The organism is Glaciecola sp. 33A (assembly GCF_002836745.1).
Lineage (GTDB): Bacteria > Pseudomonadota > Gammaproteobacteria > Enterobacterales > Alteromonadaceae > Glaciecola.
The window spans coordinates 47368-71613 of sequence record NZ_PJAR01000039.1; the positions used below are offsets into that span (position 1 = coordinate 47368).

A 24246-nucleotide genomic window follows, 5' to 3' on the forward strand; every position below is an offset into this window, starting at 1 on the left:
CAAATAAGATTAGTTGGCGCCATAAAGGACTGAAGGCAACCATGTGATAATACCGGGCCAAATTGCCATTAGAATCAACAAACAAAGCTGAATGATAATAAATGGGATCACGCCTTTATAAATTTGTTCTGTCTTGACAGTATGTGATGTGACACCTCGAAGATAAAACAATGCAAAGCCGAAAGGCGGTGTTAAAAAACTGGTCTGCAAGTTGACTGCAATCATAATGCCTAACCAGATAGGATCGAGCCCCATCATAAGTAAAATAGGTGCAATAATTGGGACTACCACAAAGGTAATCTCAATAAAATCGAGAATAAAGCCAAGTAGAAAAATAACCACCATTACTAACAACACAGCGGTAAATACGCCGCCAGGTAAATCGGCAAAGAATGCTTGTAAAAGCTCTTCACCGCCAAAACCACGAAAGACGAGGGAAAATATCGATGCGCCAATTAGAATTAAAAAAACCATTGATGTGATTTTTGTGGTTTCGCGCACCACATATTGAGTATTCTTACCATTGATTTTCTTCTTCAATAACGCCAGAAAAACGGAACCAATAGCGCCAACAGCGGCAGCTTCTGTGGGTGTTGCTTTGCCCGTTAATATTGCCCCTAATACAGCAATAATCAGCAATAACGGAGGCAGTAACGCAAGAAGAAGTGATTTTACGTTAGCGTGCTCACTTTCTTGGCCATGCGCTGGCACTTGCGACGGGCTAAACTTACTGACACCCCATAAATACAGTAAGTAAAAAATAACCAGAATGAGCCCCGGAACAATAGCACCGACAAATAAGTCGCCTACAGAGACACTGTCGGGCGAAAATATCCCCATATCAAGCTGTGCTTTTTGATATGCACTAGATAACACATCGCCCAGCAGAACGAGTGCGATAGAAGGCGGAATAATTTGCCCTAACGTACCCGTTGCACAAATAGTTCCCGTAGCTAGAGACGGCGAATAACCTCTTTTCAGCATCGTAGGCAATGACAGCAAGCCCATTGTTACTACTGTAGCACCAACAATACCAGTGCTGGCTGCTAGTAACATACCGACTAATACAACCGATACACCGAGGCCCGTTTTAAAGCGACCCAATAAACCTGACATTGCGACTAACAGGTCTTCCGCAATTTTGGAGCGCTCTAGCACAACCCCCATAAAAACAAATAGCGGAACCGCAATAAGAGTTTGATTTTTCACAATACCGAATAAACGGCTTGGTGTTGCTAGCAAATAACTACCGTCAAACACGCCAAAAAAAATACCAATGCCGGCGAAAACTAGGGATGTGCCAGCAAGAGTCAATGCGACAGGGTAACCAATCAACAAGAACAAACAAACCACAAGAAACAGGACCAGAGAGAGAATTTCCATTATTTGGACACGCCAGCCAATATTAAGCTTTGTTTAATTGCTTCTGATATACCCTGCAAAAACATGGTAAATGAAAATAATAAAATGAACGACTTCAACACATACAAAAAAGGAAGACCGCCAGACTCCATAGAACCTTCGAGCGTTCGCCATGATTCGAATACGTAATGCCAACTAACAGCAGTAATAAAAGTCATCACCGGCAATAGCAAAAATAATGTGCCGACTAGATTAACCAGTGCTTTTCGCCGATGACTAAAGCCTCGATAAAATACATCAACACGAACATGGCCATCATGTTGCAGGGTGTAAGCACTACCAAGCAAAAAAACGGCGGCATGCAGATAAACAACTGACTCTTGCATGGCTATCCAGCCAAGATTAAAGCCGTAGCGTAAAACCACCACGGCGAACGTAACTGCAGCCATTAAGAACGTAAAATAACTGACACATTCGCCTATTCTTTTATTAATGACGTCAATTGTTGCTGATACGGATGAAACTGCGCCGACTAACGACATGGCATACCCTCGCCTATTGGTCATTCTTTAATAAAATGTTAATGAACGTATTCTGGCACATATAAACGCCTGACGTTAAGTCTTTTTTGTCTTGATAGAGTGATTTACACGCACACTTTGTGAACCAATTCGGAGAAAATATGAGTGCTTATTTTAAACCAACGATGGCTTGATCCAGAAGCAAGTTAATATAATAGAAATTAAGATCTCAAAAGACAGAATTATACTGTTCCAATATTGTTAAACAACTAATAAGCGTTTTTATCAACAAATCCTTTAAATATAGTCACTGTAATGATTTTTATGTCCAACCAAACTGACCAGCGGTGAATATACTCCAGATCATATTCGACTCGTTTGACCATTTTATTAACGGTTTCTGTCTCTCCTCTAAAACCGTTAATTTGCGCCCAGCCGGTAATGCCAGGTTTGACTTTGTGTCGCAGCATGTATCCTTCAATCAACTTGCGATACTGCTCATTATGCGCAACGGCATGCGGACGAGGACCAACGATCGACATTCTGCCTTGCAATACATTAAAAAACTGAGGGAGTTCGTCTAAGGACCGGCGACGCAGAAACGCACCAAACGGAGTTACTCGTTTATCATCCACTGTTACTTGTTCTATCTTTTCTCCGTTATCTTCAGTGAGCATCGATCGAAACTTATATATTTTTATTTGACGACCGTCTAAACCATAACGACTTTGTTTGAAAATAATGGGACCTGTTGAGGTTGCTTTTATGCCGATGGCGATGAATAACATGGGTATTGCTATCAGTACTAAAATGCAAGCACTAAGTATCATGTCTTCAGCTCGTTTTAATACATTATTAGCGCCTTGAAAGGGCGTATCAAATACACTGAGAGTCTGCACGGAACCGACGGTTTGCCATCTTGCATTTAACAGATTATAAATAAAGAAATTAGGAATAATATAAACGCTGCAAGTGGTATCACTGCAGCGATTTAGTATATCCATGATTCTATTTTCAGCGCTCATGGGCATTGCAACATAAATAAAATCAATTTCACCTCTATTGGCCGCCTCTAATGCATCTTCAATAGTGCCTACCACGTTGCTTTGCAATTCATTGGGTAATCGACTGGCTTCTCTATCATCAAAAATACCTTTTAAACGAATACCGAGATGTTCATTATCAGTGATTTGTTGGAATAAATTATAACCCGATGGGGTTGCCCCAACGATCGCAGCATAACGAGAATTTCGACCTTTTTTACGCAAAACAAACAAGAACTCACGAAACACGATACGCCAAGCAGATAACGCAGGATAGGTAGCAATTAGCCACATTAATATTGTTATTTCACCGTAGGCAGCTAATGCGGGAAAGAAATACGCAAACGCTATGATACCAATGCCGGTTATTGTCCAAGCAGTAAATGTGTATTTAATCAGCAAAGTGGTTGACTGTGTTCGCCAAGATCTATATAAATCGAGACCTTCTGCGGTGACGTTAAAACCGATAATGCCAATAAATAGTACGATCATACTTGAGGGTTCAATATCAACTCGGCGAACAATTAAGATTAGAAAGTAGAGCAGTGAAATAGTAACAAGATCGACAAGCCGATACACAGTAGAAAAACTACTCTTGTTCGATTGAATAATCCCTGCACCTCTGTATCTACCGGTTTTTGTAGGTTTTTTCATTACAACCCTTGCGCAATTATTTACAATACCTTGTTGAGCCTATCTATTTTCCGCAATATCGCAATATAAGGTGTTCTTTATTAGTTTAGCGATGTGCTTTTTGCTTTTGCAATTTCACATCAAGCAGCCAAGCTCAGATTTATTACTTAACATATCACGGTCACCTTGAATAAAAATTGACAACATCTTCGCAGCAGATACATTGCGCACAATTTTAGGTGGTTAGTATTTGTTCATTGTTTTAGACATAATACATAGGATACAATATTATCGTATAAGTTGTCTTTACACACGAGCAATAATATAAGCATAAGAAAAGATGGCCTGCAAAGAATTGATAAAGACCATAGAAATGGTCTTTTTGCAGGCAGCAAAAGAACTTAAAAACGAGCTAAAAAATAGCGTTACTTTATATTTATTTGGATTCTATAAATAACTACACCAAAAAGGACAACGGAATGAAAGTATTAAAAGTTACTTGCGTAATTGTGTTGGTAATTAGTAGCATAAATATTAGTGCACAACAGTTTCAAAATCCGGCGAGTGTGGAGTTCGGTAGTTTCGACGTCACTCCAACTGTCGATTTTGGCTTGCGTTATGACGATAACGTCATTCGCTCAAACGTGAATAAAATAAACAGTTGGTCGCAAATAGTTTCACCACAAATCGTTATGTTAGACAGCTTTGGAGCAAGCCAAGTGCGGGTTGGTTATCGTTTGCGTAACGAGCGTTTTTTTAGTAGTTCAGAAGACAACTACACTGATCACTTTTTCAATGCAGCCGTTGATTTTGAGCTTAATTCACGCAATCGGTTCGATGTAGGTATCGACTTCACCGACGGTCACGAGGACCGAGGTACTGGCTTTTCAATTGGTAACGCTGAACCTTTAAGTAGGCCTGATAGTTTTAAGCATAGCGAATTTGATATGCTGTATTCATATGGGGCTTTTAATGCAGACGGTCGTTTGGATATTAACTTCAATATTACTAATCGCGATTACGATATAGATACACCTGAGTATCGCGCACGCGATAGATCGTTTACTAATGTTGGTGGTACATTCTTTTATCGTATTGGGGCGGTTACTGACGCTACTTTTGATATTATTTATAGAGATGTTAATTACAAATTCGATTTAAATGCGATGTCACTATTAGACAGTGAGGAAATCTCTTACCTTGTTGGTCTAGAGTGGGAGGCAACCGCTCGAACTTCTGGATTTGCTAAAATTGGTTATCAAGAAAAGAACTTTGACTCGCCTTTGCGTGAAGATTTTGAAGGCATAGATTGGGCTGCTGGTATTTTGTGGGAACCTGTTACTTACTCTACATTCAACTTCACGGCAAGCAACGATACGGATGAAACAAATGGTGAGGGCAACTTTATTCGAGGCCGCGATTACGCTTTAGAATGGCGCCATGTTTGGTTAGCAGATAAATTAAGAAGCTCAACTTCCTATACTTGGGGTACTGACCGTTATGAAGGTCAAATAAGTGATGTTGGTATTCGTGAAGATGACCTCGTTAGATTTAGAGCTTCTTTGTACTATCAGTTTCGTCGTTATATGAACATCGAAGTAGGTTATATTTATGACGAACGTGACAGTAACCGAACTGCCATTGAGTACGACCGAAATCAGTTTATAATCAGCGCATTATTCACGCTATAGTGCTAAAAAAGTGAGGTGTTTATGACGTTAAAGTTACCGTCACTGTTAAGATATTTAACACTGCTTGTTGTTTATATCTTTGTTGTATGTGCGACTGCCCGGGCGCAAGGTAACGCGGACCTAAGCCAATACAAATTGGGTTCGGGTGACGTAGTAAAAATAACGGTATTTGGTCAAAAGGACTTGTCCGTGCAAACTCGACTATCAAATATCGGTGCTATTAACTACCCCTTCCTCGGTGACATTAATTTAGTTGGGCTCACGGTCAACGAAGTTGAGAATAGAATTGACGACGGACTGCGTGGCGATTACTTAGTGAACCCGTCAGTATCGGTGACTGTGCTTGAATATAGGCCTTTCTTTATTGATGGCGCTGTAAATCGCCCGGGTGGCTACCCATATCAACCTGGGTTGTCGGTGAATAAAGCAGCAGCATTGGCTGGTGGTTTTACTGAGCGTGCGTCACGAGAAAAAATTATCATCGTTAGAAAAATTATTGGCGTTGAAACCACCATTGAAGCTGATGCCTCAGATGTCATATTGCCCGGCGATATCGTGACTGTGCAAGAACGCTTTTTCTAAATATAGAGACCTATATGACCTTGCACGCAAACGAACAAATTGAAGTAAAATCAAATGATACGGACATCATCGATGTTGTTCAGTATTGGGGCACGGTTAAGAGCTACCTCTGGCGGATTATCGGTTTGGCTCTTCTGCTAACCACATTAGCTTCGCTTATCGTGTTGTCTATGACACCGCGTTATATTGCGACAGCGTCTCTTCTGATTGAAGCCGAGCAGGCTAATGTGCTCTCTATTGAAGAAGTGTATGGATTGGATTCAAGTAGAAAAGAATACTTTGAAACACAATACGAAATATTGCGCTCCCGTCATATAGCCGAGAAAGTAGTTGATGAGCTTAGTTTGTACGACAACGATCTCTATAACCTAGATATTAGTAAAGCAAATAGAAGCAGTTTCGTTGAGTCAGTTGATGCAGCAATAGATTTTTTAAAAAATTCATTACCCTTTTTACCGCAACAACTAGAAGAAGTAAAAACCGAACAGGAGCGACTCTTGGCAAGACGCTCTTATGCTGTATCTCAAGTAATGGAATTTTCAAGTATTACTCCACTGAGAAACACACAGGTAGTAAATATCTCATTTGAAAGTCCGGACCGTAAGCTTGCTTCAGTCGTAGCGAATACCTTATCTGACGTGTATATAGAAAACTACTTGGAAAGTAAGTTGGACATGACCGCAAAGGCAACAACTTGGCTAAATGAAAGTTTACAAGGCTTACGCACAAAGCTAGATAGCGCTGAAAAAAGCTTAGCTGAATTTTATGAGCGTGAGCAACTTGTCGATATTGATGGTGTTGTAGGTTTGGCTTCAGAACAACTTCAGCAACTCAGTGACCAACTTATTGATGCACAAGTAATGTTGCAAAGAAACATTACTATTTACGGGCAAGTCAACCAGTCAGGAGCCGATTTTACGTTACTCTCTAGCTTGCCAGAAGTGCTAAACCACCCTTCAATTCAAAATATCAAACGAGAAGAAGTGGTCGCTGAAAGTAAAGTATCTGAACTTAAAGAAGTGTACGGCCAGAAACACCCCATAATGATTGCAGCTAACGCCGAACTTAATTCAATTAAAAATAGTGCTCGTAACCAAATTACGGTTTTAATATCAGGGATCACTACCGAATTTCGCATTGCTGAAAAAAAAGTTGCTGGGCTTAAAAAAGACGTTGAGGCTGCAAAGAGTGAGTTTCGTAAGTTATCTAGCTTAGAGAATCAACGTAAGACACTACAGCGTGATGTTGATATCAACCAGCAATTATATAATTCGTTTTTTACACGTTTAAAAGAAACCGACCAACTAGGCGGTTTTGAATCGGCAAATGCCCGAGTACTTGATGCCGCCACGTTTCCTGATAATCCTGCGAAACCTAAAAAAGGGTTAATTATCGCTGCTGCTTTTGTGATGAGTTTAGCTTTAGGTGTATTCTTAGCACTGTCGCTCGAGGCACTGAATAGTGGTATTCGGTCAGTTGATGATGTTGAGCGAAAACTCGGTCAGCGTATGCTGGGTATCATCCCATGGCAAACACTTAGGAAAAAACAAAAGTTACCATTACGTCATTTCTTCGACAACAATCATCATATGTTCAGCGAGTCAGTGAGGACCTTAAGAACAAGCCTACAGTTGTTGAATTTAGACAAGCCTTCGCAAACAATCTTGGTCACTTCTAGCGTGCCTCATGAGGGTAAGAGCACCGTTTCAATTAACTTAGCATTTGCCATGGGCCAACTTAGCAAAGTATTGCTTCTTGATACCGACTTACGCCGACCTACTCTGGCTAAACAATTCGACTTACCCGGTTTTCAACCTGGGCTTTCAAATTTAATTGCAGGTACTCATACGCTTGAAGAATGTATTGTGACCGACCAAAAATCAGGCATTGATTTAATATGTGCGGGAAGTTTGCCACCTAATCCACAAGAATTACTTGCCTCTGAACAATTCAAGATATTGATGGTAACGCTCAAAACTAAATACGAACATATTATTGTCGATAGTGCACCAACCCAAGCAGTAAGTGACGCTGTTATTGTCTCTAAGGTTTGTGACTCAGTAGTTTACGTAGTCCGAAGTGACAGTACGAGCTATAAGATAATCAACAACGGTTTATCTCGCTTTATGCAAATTGGACATAGAGTTGATGGTGTTGTGTTAAACCAAGTTGACTTGAAAAAGGCTAAAAAGACTGGCGAATATTCCGGCTTTTACGACCAATACGGATACCAGAGCTATCCAACGGATTCACACAAATCGTGATTGACCTGCACAGCCATATATTGCATGGGATTGATGATGGCGCGAAAACGCTTGAGGATGCCGTCGCGATGGCGAAGCATTCTGTTGAATTTGGCGTAACACACATGGTATGCACTCCGCATATTCATCAAGGCGTATTTGACAACAACTTAGCCACTATTACACCCGCTTATGCGCAACTAGTGTCAGCACTTAAAGAACAAAAAGTGCATTTGAAATTGGCGTTTAGTTGCGAAGTCAGAGTCACTCCAGACATACTACAGTGGATAAATGCAGAATCTTTGCCTTTTATAGGTGAATGGGAAGGTAAAAAAGCACTTTTATTAGAATTGCCTCATAGCCACATTCCCCCTGGTGTAGAAAATTTAGTGCGCTGGTTATTTAAGAACAACATTCAGACCATTATTCCTCATCCTGAACGTAATCGCGATATTATTGCCGACTACAATAAAATACATATGCTTAAGCGCATCGGCTGTTTGTTTCAAGTCACTGCTGGCGCTTTTATAGGTCGCTTTAATGAAAAAGTACAACTGGTCGCAGAGCGCTTGCTTGCCGACGACCTCATCACCTATGTTGCCTCCGACATGCATAACTTGCATCGTCGGCCTAATGATATGTTGGCCTGTAAACAAGCGATTATACAAATAGCCAACAGCGACATCGCAAATGCGCTAGTTTATGATGTACCGTTAATAATTTCTAAAAACTTAAATTGGCAGTAAATCTGTTGATGAATAGAGCAAAAAAACATAGTGCGAACAAATATAGTGCAAACAAATATAGTGCAAACAAATAAAGTGCGAACAAAACTAATTCAACGGATCAAATATATACTGTTTATGTATCGTAAGTACCGTTTTGCGTGTGCATTTGGTTTTATCGGGCTGCTCGGTTTATACAATGCAACTAACTACGGCTTGGCTAGTTTGCATTTTTACTCTGCACAAAATGCCGTTTCAGCATGGCACGCTGATAACCATTTGCAGAATGAAGCAAGCTACAACATCGCTGCACAGTCTGCCTATAAAGCCAGCAATCTCCACCCCGCACATCCGTTGTATACTGACCTTTCAGCACAAATATATGAATGGGGTGCAATAGGGGGTTATGAAGATGCGTCAGTTGCACTTGCAAGCTCAAAAGACTTGTATATCAAAGCAGCTAAAATGCGACCGACTTGGCCCGTAACATATGCTTCCCTTGCGATGAATAAGTGGCGTTCAAATGAATTTGATGCCGAATTGATTAATTACTTAACGTTAGCCAATAAATACGGTCCAAAAAAAGCAGAAGTAAATATCTTATTTGTAGAAATGGGCTTGGCTTTATATCAGAGTAATAAACCATTTTATGTTGAACTCAGGCCATACATAAAACAACGAATATCGCAGGGCATTCACAATTCTCAAAGCCAGACCAGAGTGTTAGCCGCTATTGAGCATTATGCAGCCAAAAGAACAGTATGCAGATGGATGAGAGAATCGGACGCGGCAGTGAGCAACCGTATCTTAAAGTGCGTTAAAAGTTAATTTAGCGACTACTGTAAGCTCTTCGACGCTGACGTAGTTGTAAACTATTTATAATCAGACTCAGACTGATGAATATAACAAAATAACTCGCATTCGCAAACGCTTGTAACGGAAAATCAACCGTCATATGCAGCAGCATCCCTATTATCACCATACAACAGGCAAATGACGTTCCTTTGAAAATTGAATTGCGTCTATGTCGCATCGCTCTTGCTGACTGATAGAATGCAAAGCTGACTAAAAAAGCCAGAATGCTGACACTTGGAACGCCATATTCTATTGTCATTTGCAAAAAATCGTTATGAGCTTGGTCATAAAAAGCATGAACGTCGGTTGTTTTATAAGCTGGGAAGGTACTGTAAAAACTGCCGGCTCCGGTGCCTGTAATCGGAAAGTCGAGCACCATAGGCAGAGCATCTCGTATTACTTCATCCCTACTTTCTTGTTGTAGTGACGTTTCGGCCAAACGTTGCTGTACTTTTTCTAAACCAAACCAAGTACTTACAATAAGAAGATCGATAACAAACATACTCATTATCAAGATTGTTAGGCCTTTACTTCTCTGCTTCACTAAAACCAGTGCGATTAAGCCCACGATGCTCATAGCAACGAAAAACGCCGTATTACCCATTCTTGAACGAGACATAACTAGGGCGATAACCATGATGACTAAACTAATACGGATAAGCGCTTTACTGCTTAACATTGCAGTGGCAATTGAGCGCATCCAATCTTTGGGAGAATTCATCTGGTCTTTTTGTAAACCAGCGACCATCAATCCAATACCAGCCGCTAAACACATCATTAAGAAATTAGCGTAATGATTTTTATAAACAAAGCTTCCCGTTGCTGACTCGTTAACAGCCAAGCCAAACACCAAACTTTGCTGTGCACCTAACAGTATTTCAAGCGCGCCATAAATAGCTTGGATAGTGCCGGCCGCAACCATGGTAGTTAGCAGAAGCTTGATGCGTTTTTCGTCATCGACAAGCAGCAACGTGCAGATAAATAAACAAAAATAGGCGAGGAGCTTAAAGAAACTAACACCTGTTTGCCCTGGGTCAAGCGAAAAATAGAAAGTGGACACATCCGCCATTACTTGTATTTCGTGCGCTTTAGGTGACATTAAAGCAAGCAAAAATTCAGACATTGGAATGATTTGCAAACCAGCAAGAATGATAAACGCAGCCCATACATATACTATTTTTAGGTGTTTTCCCAAACCTAAGTGTCTATATTCTCTAAAATGCACGGCACACGCCATTGAAAGGGCGAATATAAGTATTTGGAAGAAGCTCCAAGCCCAAGGTCTATTTGCTCCTAATGGAATAGGTAGCAAAAAAACGATAGCCAATAGGACATAAAATAAAGAGTTAGATGTTTTGCTACGCACAGTTTTTTATTATTCTTTTGTTACATTAACGAAATAAAAAAACCCCTAAACTAAGGGGCTTTTAGAAAGCTCTTCACTTTAAAATTAGTTACCAGTAAAAACTAGTTTGTTGACGCTGTTGTGTCACCACCACCAGTGCCACCCGAACCAATTCCTGCACCAACAGGCTCTATAGGTTCAGGAGCAGGGCCTCTAGCAGGAGACAAAGATATGCTGGATGGGTCGGCGCCGGCTTGCAATACGGCAATGAATGCATCATCTGGGTTAATCGAGCCTGATAACGTAGCGCCATCTAATACTTCTTGAGCGAAATCAGGATATAACACAATACCCAAAGTAATCACTTCGATAACGCTATCCGGATTTTCTTCAATAAGCGACTTAGTCACTTCAATTAGGCTGTTCAAAACTACCATTTCACGATAAAACGCATTCGAAAGACTCATGTTAAATGCAATCGCTGACTTAGCTTCAGGGGGAAGCGTTGTATCCTCTTGCGTCATCGAGCTATCAATTGCACCAGAAATAGCTAATGGAACTGTGCTTCCCTTATCCATTAATCTAACAACTACATCATGCAAGCGGTTACCTGGTTGCACTTCATCTCCGAACAAACTGACCGTGTTAATTGGCTGTGCGAAGGCGGCAAAAGCACTAAAAGAGAAAAGTACTGCACATATGATAAAACGACGCATTTTAAAATTCCTTATTGTTTGTTAGGCACTTTTCACCTAAATTCTAATTTTAATTTTAGATAGCATTGGTCATAAAAGCAACACAAAAATCATTTGTCAAACGAATCAGCTGCAAGACCCATGCTATTTTCTATAAGTTCTAGTCATTACTCGCCTTTGGTGCGCCAATAAAATAGCCTTGTTGATAGTCTATTCCTGCTTTTTTCAGCCAGTCAGACTCTTCAATACTCTCTACCATTTCTGCAATAATTTTGATGTTCAAACCGTGTGCAATAGAAATTAATGATTGCACAAACAATTGGTTATCGGGCTCGTTGTGGATGTTTCGAATAAAGCGCCCGTCGAGTTTTAAGTAGTCGGGACGAATGTCTCTTAAATGAGTTATACCGGCGAGTTGAGCACCAAAGCGTTCAACCGTAATTTTTACCCCCTGTAGCTTTAGCTTTTTCACGAAACCTGATAATTGATTGACATCATTAACCAGAGCTCTTTCTGGAATTTCAAGCACTAATTTAGCGCAAACTTGGCTGTTTTCACGCAGTTTCCACAATAACCATGTTTGAAATTGAGGATCCAGCATCGACATTCGAGATATATTAATACCCACGGTACCTAGCGCTGATGGAATTTTTAATAACGCTGCAGTTAAAATCATTTGATCTAGCTTGTCAGCATAGTCAAGTCTTACTGATGCTGGCACCAATTGAGCCATTGGCAACAACTCACTGGATGAACGATTCGGCAAGCGCGCGAACCATTCTTCATACAACACATCACCGACTGGTGAAACAATGGGTTGCTTGGCAAAGTCAGCAGTGCCTATTTCAATTAATTTTTGTATTTTTTCACGCCATGCTTCATTCCCTTGGACTACATTCAGGTTTGACGCCAACTGCCAATGGCTCGAAGCGGTGCTAGCAATAGCCAGTGCACTGTCAACTTTTTCCATTATCACTTTTATGTCGTTACCACATACAAATTCAGTCGCACCAATGTGCGCCATTCCTTGTTCATACTCGGTCTTTTCTAGGCTCAAAAAGACGGTCGCCAATGCCTCCAACAAATCGGTGCACTGATTTTTAGAGCAGTCTTCGACTAGTAACGAAAAATCAGCACCATTTACACGATATAAATTAAATTGCGGAAACGATTGTGACGTGACTTTCTTGATCGTATCACAAACACTCACTAAATAACGGTCGCCCACTTCACCGCCATAGGCATTGTTGACCTGGGCCAAACTGCTGCAACGAATAATTAATAAAAAGCCTTGAGAATGCTGTTCCGAATCCGTTAACATTTGCCTTAGAGACAGTTCAAAAGCGCGTCTGTTACCTACTTTGGTTAGTGAGTCTGAATATGCAAACTCACGATATTTCTCTGATTGCTCACTTAACTGTGTGAACATTTTGGATAACTTCTCAGACATACGGTTGACTGCATTTACAAAAATACTTAGCTCCGGCGTTCTTGGTACGTTTTTAACTATTCCAAAATTTTTGTTACTTATCGCCTCCACCTGCGTTACCACATCGATTAAAGGCCGCGTAATCAGCCGAACCATAGCCCACACGAACATCAATGCTAATATGAAAATCGCAACAATAACCCAGAATGTCTCAACTGCATTACGCCATAATTGTTCGTATCCGAAGCCGGGGTTGCTGGTTACTTGCAGCGTTCCAGCAATTTGCCAGCCTGTATTCAAGTTGGTAACCGCAACGGGCGCCTTTATTACAAACATATCAATAAACCATTCTGGTACTGACTGCATTGCTTTAGGATTTTTTTTGTCTAATATAATTACACCGTCTGGTTCGGTTAATTGAATAGATTGGTAGTAACCTCTGTCAAAAATAGCATTTGTCATGGTTTCGATAATAGGGATATTAGCTTCATCACCAACATATGGCGTAATCGATAGCCCTAAAGAAGTAGCCGTGTCTTGGGCATGCGAAGCCAATTGTCGTTGAATAAAGTCACGTGTATTCGTAACGTTGACCCAAAGAGTGCCTATGAACACTAAAAATAGTACAACAAAAAAACCAATTCCGAATTGTTTGGCTAGCGACATGCGTTACTTCCTTCCTTAAAAAACTGTGCGCAGTGCGAGATGCACAACTTTCTCAAAATTATAATGATAAACAAGGCGACTAATACCCCTGCTTCATTCGTTCAGTTAAGTCTTGCCATAAGCTGTTGTTGTTTTTAGCTTGTAACTGTCTGCCTTGCCCTTTTGACTTTGCACGCCATAAACCATCACCATTAAAGCTATATATGGGAATTAAATCACGTCTTTGCGTTGCAGGTAATATGCGTCTATTTATGTTATCCAAAACCAACGGCACGGACTTTGGTGTTTCATAGTATGCCAGTACCATATGTGCTTGGCGAGGTCTTGTGGCGGTAACATACATGAGGCGCAGTTTTTCACTTGCCACACCCAGTTCAATTAAGCTGAAGTATTTTGCAATAGTGAAGTCTTCGCAATCACCTCCATTGGTAGCGAGAAACTCAACAGGCGTTGCCCAATAGTCATTCTTACCCCAGTGCTGCATGTCGTCTACAAAATCTATTTTATTAAAAAAACGATTTATCTCGTAGAGTTGGCTATCGACAGACTGATTTTTTTGTTGTTCGAGCACCAGTTGCCAGGCGCGCACTCTTGCCACAGCGTCTTGGTTATAACGAGTTTCGACTAGGTTAAAGAACTTTTCACTGAAGGTTATTTCGGACACAGCAAAGCTACCCGACAGAAACAGTAGGATGGTGAGACAGAAAAAGTGCAAACTATATTTTTTAGCTGTCACAAATGCCCTTGAAACTTGTGGCGTGCGCTCGCGACAAATATAACTATTTCAATATGTAGCAATCTAAATCACTCGGGGTTATATTCATCTTTATCGAATATTTGACTCATCTAATTATTAAACCCTAATTATCCAATCAACGATATTCTGTTATTCTATACATGCGAATAAAAAAGCATTCTCTTACATCTGAAACAAAATATGCGATGAAGTAAATTGCGGTGATATGTGCTCTGCACTGCGAAAATATAAACAAAATAATATCAAATTTTTAGGACTTGCCGGAAAAAGAATGGAATTAATCAAAAACCAACATATTGTTTTCGTTATCAATTCACTCGAAGGTGGCGGTGCCGAAAAGGTAATATGCGATTGGTTAGTTGAAATGGAGCCGGTTTTTACGCAAAGTCACTCAAAAGTGACATTGCTCTTGCTTGACGATTTACCCGAAGCCAAGCTTGTTCCAAATTACGTGAATAAGCAGACGTTAGACTCCAAAGGTAAACTATTCTCAAGTTATGCTTGCCTAAAAAACGCCCTTATAACAAATAAACCAGACATCATATTCAGTTTTTTAAACAGAAGTAATGTCCTTTGCACCCTTATTGGTAGACAACTAAATATACCTACAATTATCAGCGAGAGGTCCAACACATCACAACACTTCGGCAATTCTTTAAAAGGCAAGTTTAGTAAACTCATTGTTCGCACGGTTTATCCTAAAGCGAACAGAGTAATCGCTGTGTCTGAGGGCGTTCGTCTTGATCTTGTCGCTAATTTTTGTATCCAGAGCGAGCGCTGTATTACACTGCAAAATGCGTACAATACGGATAAATTAATTAAAAAGTCAAACCTGGAGGTCGAAGCAGAAATACCAGAAAACAGCTTTATCATTGCAATTGGAAGGTTACATTTAGTTAAAAACTTTGAGTTATTAATTAACGCATATGCCCAGAGCAATATCAACATTCCTCTATTAATATTGGGCGAAGGTCCATTACGAAAAAAGCTTCAAAAGCAAATAGATTCATTGGATTGTACCAATAAGATTTTTCTAAAAGGCTATCAAGTAAATCCTTATCCTTATATTAAAAAAGCAGCTTATATGGTTTCTACTTCAAATGCCGAAGGGTTTCCGAACGCTATTGCAGAAGCCCTTTGCTTAGGTACGCCTGTCGTAGCGACTAATTGTGAGTCAGGCCCTGCCGAAATATTAGCCGATGATGTTTACTTTACAACAATAGACGCCCAAATTGTTAAATATGGGGTATTGTGCAAGCCTAAGTCGATAGATGCGGTAAAAAGTGCTTTACTTTTAATGTCAAAAATTGATAAGACTGAAGCGTATCGGCAAAAATTACAGGCTCGGGCCGAGCAGTATTCGTTCGATAACGTCAGAGCCACTTTAATAGCTGAAATTAATCACTTGGTAAAAACTAAATGATATTCGAATTTACAAAAGTATTACTCACTATTATTTCGTTTTTTATTTTAGTGAAAGGTATAAAAAATTCGCCTAACAAGTATGTTCAATTCTTACTGATTGCATTTTGGTTAAGATTTTTTTTGGGCGCATTTCATCAATTTACTTATGTCCCAATAATCGGGCCATTTTCACTCACCGCGTTCTTTTCAATTTTAGTCGCTACAACGGGACTTTTACTCATCCCTAAACGAACACTGCTTCTGAAACAGCTGATGCTATTTTATGTATTTTTCGTGACTATTTTTCTGAGTGCAATATATAATGGCCTTTGGGCAGGTTTTATTATCGTATTAATCAAATGGCTTTATTTTTTAGTGATCACTTGTTGTCTTTATCTCGGGATAAATAAACACGGAATAACAGCAACATTTAAACCACTATTAATCGCCTTCTTCTTGCCCATTTCATTGCAAATTGCATCCGTTTTATTAAGCGCGAGAAAAGTAACTGATAATGAAGGCCTTGCGTTTAGTTATATTGGAGGCTATTTTCATGAATCCGCTTTTTCTATGATCCTAGTCACATTTTTAGTGGTTTTGAGTCTGTTAAAAAAACAAGATGTTAGATCCCAAACATTATTATTTCTACTTGGCACTATTGGTATATTTTTAACCAATTACAGAACCGCTATCATCGCGGCATTACCCGTTTTACTTATTTTCTTTTTTAGTAAAGCAGAATCAAAAATAGAGCAAAAATATCGTCCATATTTTATTCTCATATTTGGTTTTTCTTCATTTTTGTTACTTTCTTTGTTCTTCACCTTTAATCAGGAAAGATTTGCCGATATCGGCGCTGTCTTAGGGAGTATTGAAAATTTGATCAAAGCGCCAATATATTACACTGAAATAGAAAAAGACTTATTTTCTGCACGGATTTATATCTGGTCTCAATATCTGTCGGCATTTTTCGAAGCAGACATCTGGACGCATATTTTTGGGTTTGGCCCAGAGTCTTACAGAGGCGTATTTGAAAAATATGCCCATAATACATTTGTTTCGTTTCTGTATGAATATGGCTATCTCGGATTCAGTATTTTTGTCTTTTTTAATATTCTCCTACTAAAAAATGCTTTTTTATTAAAAGATAAAGAAATTTCCTCAAGAATATTTTATTCTCTTATCGGTTTCTTAATTTTAAACTTAGCGACTATGCCCTTATGGGCATTAGAGGGAATGATTATTTATGCAATGTTAATTAGCGTCATTTTTTCTAAAAAAATTGTCGAACGTGTCTGACGTATTCGTAAACCAACATTGTATTCATGGTCGCTATTGCCTTAGTTACCCTTTCAGTTTAACGGTTTTAATAAGTCGTATTTCTAGAGCGAGGAGAATAAATTGAAGCTGTGTGGTGACGGACTCAGAGGGATCCCCGAAATAATGGGGGGAATAGAAACTCATTATAAACAACAATATACAGAACCACGTAACGAAATAGAAGTTTCTGTAATAGTAGTACATTCGCCCCACATTAAGAATTCGTTCAAATGTAAAAAGAACGTGAGCGTTATTCCAGTTTTTACTATTAGAAGTAAAATTCTAGAAACATTTCTACACACTCTTATTTGTATTTTTTATACCCGATTAATTATCAAACCAGATGCACTCCGTATTCATGGAATTGGTCCATGTATGCTTACTGCACTCGCCATTTATGACTTGGCGACGTTATTTGTTCTAAGATCCTATCGGCGGCCCACTAATATTTGCCTTGCAAGAAATACAAAATTCTTATTAGGAGTGCAATGAATAATAAATTAACGGCTTATTTTTACCCGTTCGAGCACGATAATAAATTTATTGAGAGAAACCAAAATGCACTTCGAAATGTGGGCTTTCGCATTTGCAGAGTAACTCAGTTACTTTCACTCAACGCTTGGTCTAATCGTGATAAAAATATCACTGTGCTTAACTGGGTTGAAGACCAAAAGTATCGACGCTCTAATTCATTTCTTAAAGCATATATTTTATTCTTTGGTTTTTTAGGCCTTATTCTATTATCAAAAATCATGTCAAACAAAGTTGTCTGGATAAAACATAATCTAAAGCCACACAATGCCCATGGCAATGCTGTTTGTCATCGATTAACTTGCGTTTGGTTCAATTTATTAAACATTAAGGCCGTAGGATTAGAGGAATACTATGGTGCAAGGACGCTAAAACACCCTCTTTACTTTGCAGATGCTGAAATAATTAAGAATATGACGTCATCAACGCCAAATAAAGTGCCTACCGTATTTTTCTTTGGTGCCATAAAATCTTATAAAAAGCTTCACATTGCATTAGCATATTGGCCAATTAGTTTACCCTTAAGAATCAGAGGTAAAGCGCAGTCTGCATCTTATGAACAACAGTTAAGACATATAATTGAAAGTAGAAGGCTCAAGGTCGATTGGAAAAACGAGTTTATCAGTGATGAAGCGCTTAATATTCATTTAAAAAACAGTGACTTTGTCCTTTTGCCTCATTCGGATAACGCTATGATTAGCTCAGGATCCTACTATCACGGACTGAGTCTGGGTTGTAACATCATTTGCTTCAGCAGCGTTTTCGCTAAACACAAAGCGGAACAATTTCCATTCACTCATATATTTGACCCTAAAACATTCAGTATTGGGTGGTTACAAAGCAAAAAAATACCCAGAGAAGAAGTACTTAGAATTGGACTAAAACATTATGGAGAACGACAACTGGTTAATAGTTGGAAAACCATTTTATCGATTAAGTAATTGCCCTTAAAGATTGATATTTTTAGCAGGGATACCCACCAAAATTGAGCTATCAGGAAAGTCCTTATTAACTACTGCGTTTGCACCTACCTTCGACCCATCACCGATAGTTATTTTTCCAAATATTTTTGCCCCTGGTCCAATATAAACGTTCTTACCTATTGTAGGTACTGCCAGCTTTGAGTCAGGGTGCCTGCCAATAACTACATCGACGTTAACGGTAGAACCATCACCAATCCATGCCCTAGAATTAACTACGATTGTGCCATAATGAGGAAAGTACACTCCCTTGCCAATCGTATTAATTGGAATAGAGAAGCCTAATTTTCTAGAGATCCTGAGAAATAATAATTTAATTATAATAAAAAAAGGAAAAAACAGTGTTTTTCTCTGACCGAACTCAAGTAGTCTCATATACCAATGAAATCTAACAATTGGGTCCAAACAAAAACTCTTTATACCCACTTTGCAGCTTCGAGCAAACAAATCCGATTTTATATACTCTTTCAGTTCGATAAAGCTTAATTGCATATCACTCGCCTCTAGCCTCATGGATAGCATTAAGGAACTCTAACGAGGTTGCCTCCCACGTATAATTAGTTAAAGCTCGCTCTTTTAAATATTGTCCCAATTCATTTCTATAATCCAAATCAGTCGCTACCTCGGTCAACTTAGCCATTAGGCTGTGAATATTATCGGCTTCAAATTCAGCCATAGGATTGCTAACCACATCGCTATTAGCATCAATGTTAGCGACGACTACGGGTCTACCATTTATCATTGCGGAAAGTAAACTGTTAGACATGCCTTCTAAAATGCTAGGCATTACAAATGCAACGCATCGTTGAATTAACGTTTCCAATTGAGCTTGCGCAATATGCCCTACAAAAATAACGTCGTTACCTGCATATCTCTTTAATTCTTTCTCGTAGGCAATATCTTTAGAATTACCTCCAGCAACAACTAATATTGGCCTATTTTCAGGGTCTAAATTATGATGTGCTTGTAACAAAAGGTGTAGTCTTTTTACAGGGTCTAGTCGCGCAGCAAAAAGGAAATAAGGCCGGTTTCCAAATGCCTTCGTCAAGTCTGTCTCTTCGCCTTTTAACATTCTACATCCATTTGGAATAAACTTGGAATCACTTCGTTTTCTTGAGAAATGTCGCACCATCTCTTTGCTGTTAACAGTGAATACATTCGAAAATCGCCAAGCGAAATACTCCCCAACTCTAAGAATGTGAGAGCTTAAAAAGCCCCATTTATCTCGCTGACTATCAATAGCCCTAAGACTACACACCACTCTGATCCCCGATAAACGAAATAAAGGTGCAAAAATACAAGGACCTGAAGCGAAAACAACAATAACGGAAGGCCTGCTGATAAAAATGGCGTGCAGTGTATTGTAAAATATCAAAGCAAATTGCCCTAACTGCCGGTATAACCAGTGCGGTGCCATTATGGTAGTTATATTGTCTGGCAGTTGAAATATAGTGTCATTAGTATCCCGATAACCATAAACCACAATATCAATATTTTTCTTACTTAGCTCCAAACAGGTTTCTCTTATTGCATTCTCAACGCCACCGTAATTAGAAAAAAAACCTCGGCCACCTATAAATCCTACTCTTCCAAACATCGATGCGTCTTTCATATACAAGAGGCCGCTCCCACTGATAATAGCGTTAATTATTTGAGTAAAATCTACTTAGCTTTAAGTAAGTAAATCAATACCCATATGTAAAAACATAAATTTAGTAGCCCATTATATTACTATAAATAACAATCTGATATTATAAATGCACATTGTGTACAACTTCTTCAGATGGTCATGTCTACCAACATCAGTCAAACTCAAGCTAATATTAGTATTTCAGTAGTTATCATTAGCTGCGAAAGGCCTGATTATTTAAAGCTGGCTGTAGACAGCGTTTTGAGGCAAATACATCAGCCCACACAAATAATTATTATCGACGATTGCTCCAAAGCCGACTATCAACCTACCTTACAAAGTTTTAGCGATGACCGTATTATCTATTACCGTTCTGAACAACGTTGTGGCGCAAACTCATCCAGAAATAAGGGTGTAGAACTATCTAGTGGCAAGATACTTGGTTTTTTGGACGATGACGACATTTGGAATGAAACCTTCTTAAAAGAGCATTACACCGAATACCTAAATAATGCAGAGGCCGTTATTTGCGGCCACAGTGTGCTTGGTAATCCATCGAAACAGCAAATTAATCTACAAACAAAAGTCACCGAAGATGAACTTCGTAAAGGGAATACGTTTTCCGGTATGAGCGGTTTTAGTGCATTAAGAGATGTGTTGCTTGAAGTACAATTTGATAATAATTTAAACAACGGTCAAGACTGGGATTTATTTGTAAGAATCACCCAACAAAAACGACGATTTGTAAATATTCCCAGGCCACTCTTTCAATATAGAAAAGGCCTAGCGGATGGCATAACGTCAAAAGCAAAAACAATGACGTTTGATGAATCCAGAATTCGATTGGCCTCGGCATATAAACATAGAGAATGGCTAGGAGAAAATAACTTTCGTCAACGCGTCGCGGACCAACTATTAAGTTTTATCGTTAAAAAGCAAAATAAACTGCAATGGCTCTCAGAATCAATTAAGTTAGCTGGCTTTATAGCAACTTTTATAGCATTGAAAAAAAAATTAGTAACGTCATTATAAAGGTCAATCAGTGTCATTAAAAAGAAAGACGGCAAGCGGTTCGATATGGAACTTTTTAACTACCTTTACAGCCAATATCATAGACTTTGTGGTGTTTGCGATACTTGCCCGACTGCTGTCTATAGAAGATTTTGGCTTATTAGCGTTATGTTTATTAGTGATTGAGCTTGCGAATATTTTTACAAATGTTGGTGTTAATCAAAATCTGATACAGAGGCATAAGTGGGATAATACATTTGCTTCAAGCACATTCGTATTTATTGGTTTATTGTCTCTTTTTATTAGTCTTTTAGTGGGTCTTGTCGCCGCTCCACTTGGGCTATACTTACATTCTGAAACGGCATTTTATATCTTACTTACGCTATCGATAGTTCCTTTTTTAATTGGTCTTCAATCGGTGTTTGCAGCTAAATTAGAACGAGAATTTAGAAACAAACGAATTACCGTAATCCGAGCGACATCCTCAATTCTCAGCGGTTTATTAGCCATTGTTTTGGCATTTTCCGGTTTCGGTATTTGGTCTCTGGTGGTTGGTCGCTTATTGCAGAGTATAATGACCTTGTTTGGCTTTTTTATATTTGCCCACTTTAGGCCAACATTGACAATTAAACGCGAGCATACTTCAGAGTTATATGCATTTTGTCTACCGCTAATGTGGATTGCAGTGTTGAATTACTTAAATAAAAAAGCAGCCAACTTGTATACAGGGTTTATTTTGGGCACGGTCGACTTTGCGTTAATCTCGGTTGCTAGCAAAGGTCATGAAGTGTTATCTCAATCAAGCATATCACCCATTAATAAAATGGTGGTTCCGGCGTTATCTAGAGTTGATGAAGAAACCAGAATCGACGCTTTCTACAAAATATTAGGCGTCACTTCCATTTTTGTCTTACCTGCATTTTTAGGCTTAGGGGCTATTGCTCCGCAATTTATTGAGCTTGCTTTTGGAGAAAAATTCTTGCCCAGTGCAAGCTTATTAACAATAACAACATCAATAATATTAGCCCATGTGCTAGTTTGGTTTTTACCCAATTTACTCATCTCGATTGCGCAAACAAAAGCAGCGCTGAGATTAAATTTGATCAATGTTTTAAGTGTTTTGACAGTGGGTGTAGCAACCGTCTGGTTTGGAGTAGAAGTGATGCTAATTAGCATTACAGTTGCTGGCTACATGACCGTACCATTAAAAATTAAAGTAGCTCAGCGGCATATAAATATTAAGCTGAGTACGATGATAAAAATAATTGCTCCAGCAGCGATTTCTTCCTGCGTTATGTTTTTATGTATTAAACTCAATGCTGCCAATCTTCAGTTATTATCAGCAAGTCTGCCGCTAGAGTTACTCCTCAATATAGTTATTGGAGCAATTACATACACATTAATGCTAGTGATATTCTTTTTTAATACATCGAGGAAAATCATTTTAGAATTCAAAAACGTCTTAAACAAAAACTGAAATTACAGCCCTATCTAACTGATATTTACGTGCCAAACCTATAACCAATTATCTAATCCCAAAGTGGATGTAGTTGACGAATACCCCAGCTAAAGACAACGGCTAACTTATTGCAAAATTTAGACGTACTGTCACCTTTTTGTAGCTATAGCTTTTGTAGATCCTACTTCTTAATATGTTGATTAGTAAAATATTTATACTAGGTAGTCACTACAACTTTCATGCATAAAACTTGTCAGCTTCCTTTACACTTTTTTTTATTTTAAAGTTTAAATTTTTAAAATACTATTTAAGCATCTGTAAAATATAGTAAAAAAATACATGGCTCGTTTTTTGCCCTGTTGATTATAGCAGGTGACTTAGAGACAAAATTGTTAATTATTTACCATGCTATTTCCAATGATTGTAATTCATAGCCCAAGTTTGTCATGCACTTTAATATTTGATGGCTAAGGTTTGGTTTGCTAAAAAAATAAATAAAAAATAAAGGTATTAATAAAATGAAATTTTTGAAAAACATTAGTGCGATTGCGGTATTTTTATGTGTGTGTAGCAGTGCGTCAGCGGCTGTCATTTTTTCGGATAACTTTGACCGTCATAATAGCAATAGTGTAGGTAACGGTTGGTCTGAATTCGAGTATGAGAGTAACGATGTTGCCATTCGCAGCGGCGTTCTCCGATTGAGAGATTATGTATCGTGGAGTTGGGTTGATGCCGCTGCTTCAAACAGCACGTCGACAGTCGGATACGATGATATCTACCTAGACTTTGATTGGGCAGCTTCTAGGAATACTGAACGGTCGGATAAGTTATATGTTAGTTGGAATGACGGCTCTGGTTGGAACAATCTTTGGTCAACACGGTTGGGTGGTTCTAATTTTGTGTCAGTATCCCTCGGTGCAATATTGGGTGCTAGTAATCTAGCTAATTTACAGTTTTCTTTCTGGACGAATGTTAGTGCTTACAATGAATCTGCTTACATTGACAATGTGGTACTAAGAGGAACACCAATAAGCGTTTCTAACCCTTCGTCAATCGCACTTTTAGGTCTTGGTCTTATGGGCTTAGGTCTTGCACGTCGTAAAAAATCTGCCTAGTTCTGCGCACTTTGTTGACGACTTATTTGTCGTCAACAGCTAATGTGTCTGCTGTTAAAAAACAGGCCTGCAACTTCGACGGCTAAATGGATAATTCGTTTTTGGGTTAAAAAGACGGAACTTGTAAAGCGCGATACTGATAACAAAATTCATAACTGAAAGTGATTTTCTCTCACAGCGGTCGCCTCTACAGTAGCTTGATTTACAGAAAATAGTCCACGTCACCAAGTCCATGCTAAAAATATAGCC

General features: G+C 38.9%; 20 protein-coding genes. 11 read left to right on the plus strand and 9 right to left on the minus strand.

Going from position 1 to position 24246, the window contains the following annotated elements; genetic code table 11:
• Positions 1 to 9: 9 nt before the first annotated feature.
• The 3 genes from CXF81_RS09785 to CXF81_RS09795 form a co-directional block, all read right to left on the minus strand.
• The gene (locus CXF81_RS09785; RefSeq protein WP_101181184.1) at positions 10 to 1383 is read right to left on the minus strand and encodes a TRAP transporter large permease subunit; all 1374 of its coding nucleotides are present in this window, start codon (positions 1381 to 1383) and stop codon (positions 10 to 12) included.
• The gene (locus tag CXF81_RS09790) at positions 1383 to 1904 is read right to left on the minus strand and encodes a TRAP transporter small permease subunit (RefSeq protein ID WP_101181185.1); all 522 of its coding nucleotides are present in this window, start codon (positions 1902 to 1904) and stop codon (positions 1383 to 1385) included. The genes CXF81_RS09785 and CXF81_RS09790 overlap by 1 nt, the downstream gene beginning before the upstream one ends.
• Before the next feature lie 248 nt (positions 1905 to 2152).
• Positions 2153 to 3580, minus strand: a complete 1428-nt coding sequence (locus CXF81_RS09795) for an undecaprenyl-phosphate glucose phosphotransferase (RefSeq protein WP_101181186.1) — start codon at positions 3578 to 3580, stop codon at positions 2153 to 2155.
• A 458-nt stretch (positions 3581 to 4038) separates the two neighbouring features.
• On the opposite strand from CXF81_RS09795, the gene CXF81_RS09800 reads away from it, so the two are divergent.
• From CXF81_RS09800 to CXF81_RS09820, 5 genes are all read left to right on the plus strand, one after another.
• Positions 4039 to 5250 (plus strand): outer membrane beta-barrel protein, encoded by a 1212-nt coding sequence (locus CXF81_RS09800; protein WP_101181187.1) that lies wholly within the window; start codon positions 4039 to 4041, stop codon positions 5248 to 5250.
• A gap of 21 nt (positions 5251 to 5271) precedes the next feature.
• The gene (locus CXF81_RS09805) at positions 5272 to 5832 is read left to right on the plus strand and encodes a polysaccharide biosynthesis/export family protein (protein ID WP_101181188.1); all 561 of its coding nucleotides are present in this window, start codon (positions 5272 to 5274) and stop codon (positions 5830 to 5832) included.
• Positions 5833 to 5846: 14 nt separating this feature from the next.
• The gene (locus tag CXF81_RS09810) at positions 5847 to 8096 is read left to right on the plus strand and encodes a polysaccharide biosynthesis tyrosine autokinase (RefSeq protein WP_101181189.1); all 2250 of its coding nucleotides are present in this window, start codon (positions 5847 to 5849) and stop codon (positions 8094 to 8096) included.
• Positions 8093 to 8821, plus strand: coding sequence for a tyrosine-protein phosphatase (locus CXF81_RS09815; protein ID WP_101181190.1), 729 nt, complete (start codon positions 8093 to 8095; stop codon positions 8819 to 8821). Before CXF81_RS09810 ends, CXF81_RS09815 begins: the two co-directional genes overlap by 4 nt.
• 75 nt (positions 8822 to 8896) lie before the next feature.
• Positions 8897 to 9628 carry a VpsP family polysaccharide biosynthesis protein gene (locus CXF81_RS09820; RefSeq protein ID WP_157825544.1) on the plus strand — a complete coding sequence of 244 codons (732 nt, stop codon included), beginning with the start codon at positions 8897 to 8899 and terminating at the stop codon, positions 9626 to 9628.
• A gap of 1 nt (position 9629) precedes the next feature.
• On the opposite strand, the gene CXF81_RS09825 is transcribed toward CXF81_RS09820, so the two are convergent.
• From CXF81_RS09825 to CXF81_RS09840, 4 genes are all read right to left on the minus strand, one after another.
• Positions 9630 to 11021: an O-antigen ligase gene (locus tag CXF81_RS09825; RefSeq protein ID WP_101181192.1), complete on the minus strand. Its 1392-nt coding sequence runs from the start codon at positions 11019 to 11021 to the stop codon at positions 9630 to 9632.
• Positions 11022 to 11122: 101 nt separating this feature from the next.
• Positions 11123 to 11716 carry a hypothetical protein gene (locus CXF81_RS09830; protein ID WP_101181193.1) on the minus strand — a complete coding sequence of 198 codons (594 nt, stop codon included), beginning with the start codon at positions 11714 to 11716 and terminating at the stop codon, positions 11123 to 11125.
• 139 nt (positions 11717 to 11855) lie between these two features.
• Positions 11856 to 13790, minus strand: coding sequence for an EAL domain-containing protein (locus CXF81_RS09835; RefSeq protein ID WP_101181194.1), 1935 nt, complete (start codon positions 13788 to 13790; stop codon positions 11856 to 11858).
• A gap of 79 nt (positions 13791 to 13869) precedes the next feature.
• Complete coding sequence (locus tag CXF81_RS09840) at positions 13870 to 14526, minus strand: transglutaminase-like cysteine peptidase (RefSeq protein ID WP_101181195.1); 657 nt, start codon at positions 14524 to 14526, stop codon at positions 13870 to 13872.
• A 292-nt stretch (positions 14527 to 14818) separates the two neighbouring features.
• Between CXF81_RS09840 and CXF81_RS09845 the strand changes: the two genes are divergently transcribed.
• The 3 genes from CXF81_RS09845 (at position 14819) to CXF81_RS09860 (ending at position 18743) form a co-directional block, all read left to right on the plus strand.
• Positions 14819 to 15970, plus strand: coding sequence for a glycosyltransferase (locus CXF81_RS09845; protein ID WP_198556375.1), 1152 nt, complete (start codon positions 14819 to 14821; stop codon positions 15968 to 15970).
• A complete protein-coding gene (locus CXF81_RS09850) occupies positions 15967 to 17250 on the plus strand; it encodes an O-antigen ligase (RefSeq protein ID WP_101181197.1) in 1284 nt (427 codons plus the stop codon). Before CXF81_RS09845 ends, CXF81_RS09850 begins: the two co-directional genes overlap by 4 nt.
• Positions 17251 to 17759: 509 nt before the next feature.
• The gene (locus tag CXF81_RS09860; protein WP_101181198.1) at positions 17760 to 18743 is read left to right on the plus strand and encodes a hypothetical protein; all 984 of its coding nucleotides are present in this window, start codon (positions 17760 to 17762) and stop codon (positions 18741 to 18743) included.
• 6 nt (positions 18744 to 18749) lie between these two features.
• Here CXF81_RS09860 and CXF81_RS09865 read toward each other — a convergent pair whose 3' ends face one another.
• Together CXF81_RS09865 and CXF81_RS09870 are read right to left on the minus strand one after the other, a co-directional pair.
• Positions 18750 to 19274, minus strand: a complete 525-nt coding sequence (locus tag CXF81_RS09865; protein ID WP_157825545.1) for a serine O-acetyltransferase — start codon at positions 19272 to 19274, stop codon at positions 18750 to 18752.
• 1 nt (position 19275) lies between these two features.
• Entirely contained in the window at positions 19276 to 20394 is a 1119-nt protein-coding gene (locus CXF81_RS09870) for a glycosyltransferase family 4 protein (protein ID WP_101181200.1), read from the minus strand.
• 177 nt (positions 20395 to 20571) lie between these two features.
• Here CXF81_RS09870 and CXF81_RS09875 point away from each other — a divergent pair, with 177 nt between their 5' ends.
• From CXF81_RS09875 to CXF81_RS09885, 3 genes are all read left to right on the plus strand, one after another.
• Positions 20572 to 21444: a glycosyltransferase family 2 protein gene (locus tag CXF81_RS09875; RefSeq protein WP_157825546.1), complete on the plus strand. Its 873-nt coding sequence runs from the start codon at positions 20572 to 20574 to the stop codon at positions 21442 to 21444.
• A 10-nt stretch (positions 21445 to 21454) separates the two neighbouring features.
• On the plus strand, positions 21455 to 22900 hold the full coding sequence (locus CXF81_RS09880; protein WP_101181202.1) for an oligosaccharide flippase family protein: 1446 nt from the start codon (positions 21455 to 21457) through the stop codon (positions 22898 to 22900).
• A 500-nt stretch (positions 22901 to 23400) separates the two neighbouring features.
• A complete protein-coding gene (locus CXF81_RS09885) occupies positions 23401 to 23997 on the plus strand; it encodes a PEP-CTERM sorting domain-containing protein (protein WP_101181203.1) in 597 nt (198 codons plus the stop codon).
• The last annotated feature ends 249 nt before the right edge of the window (positions 23998 to 24246 follow it).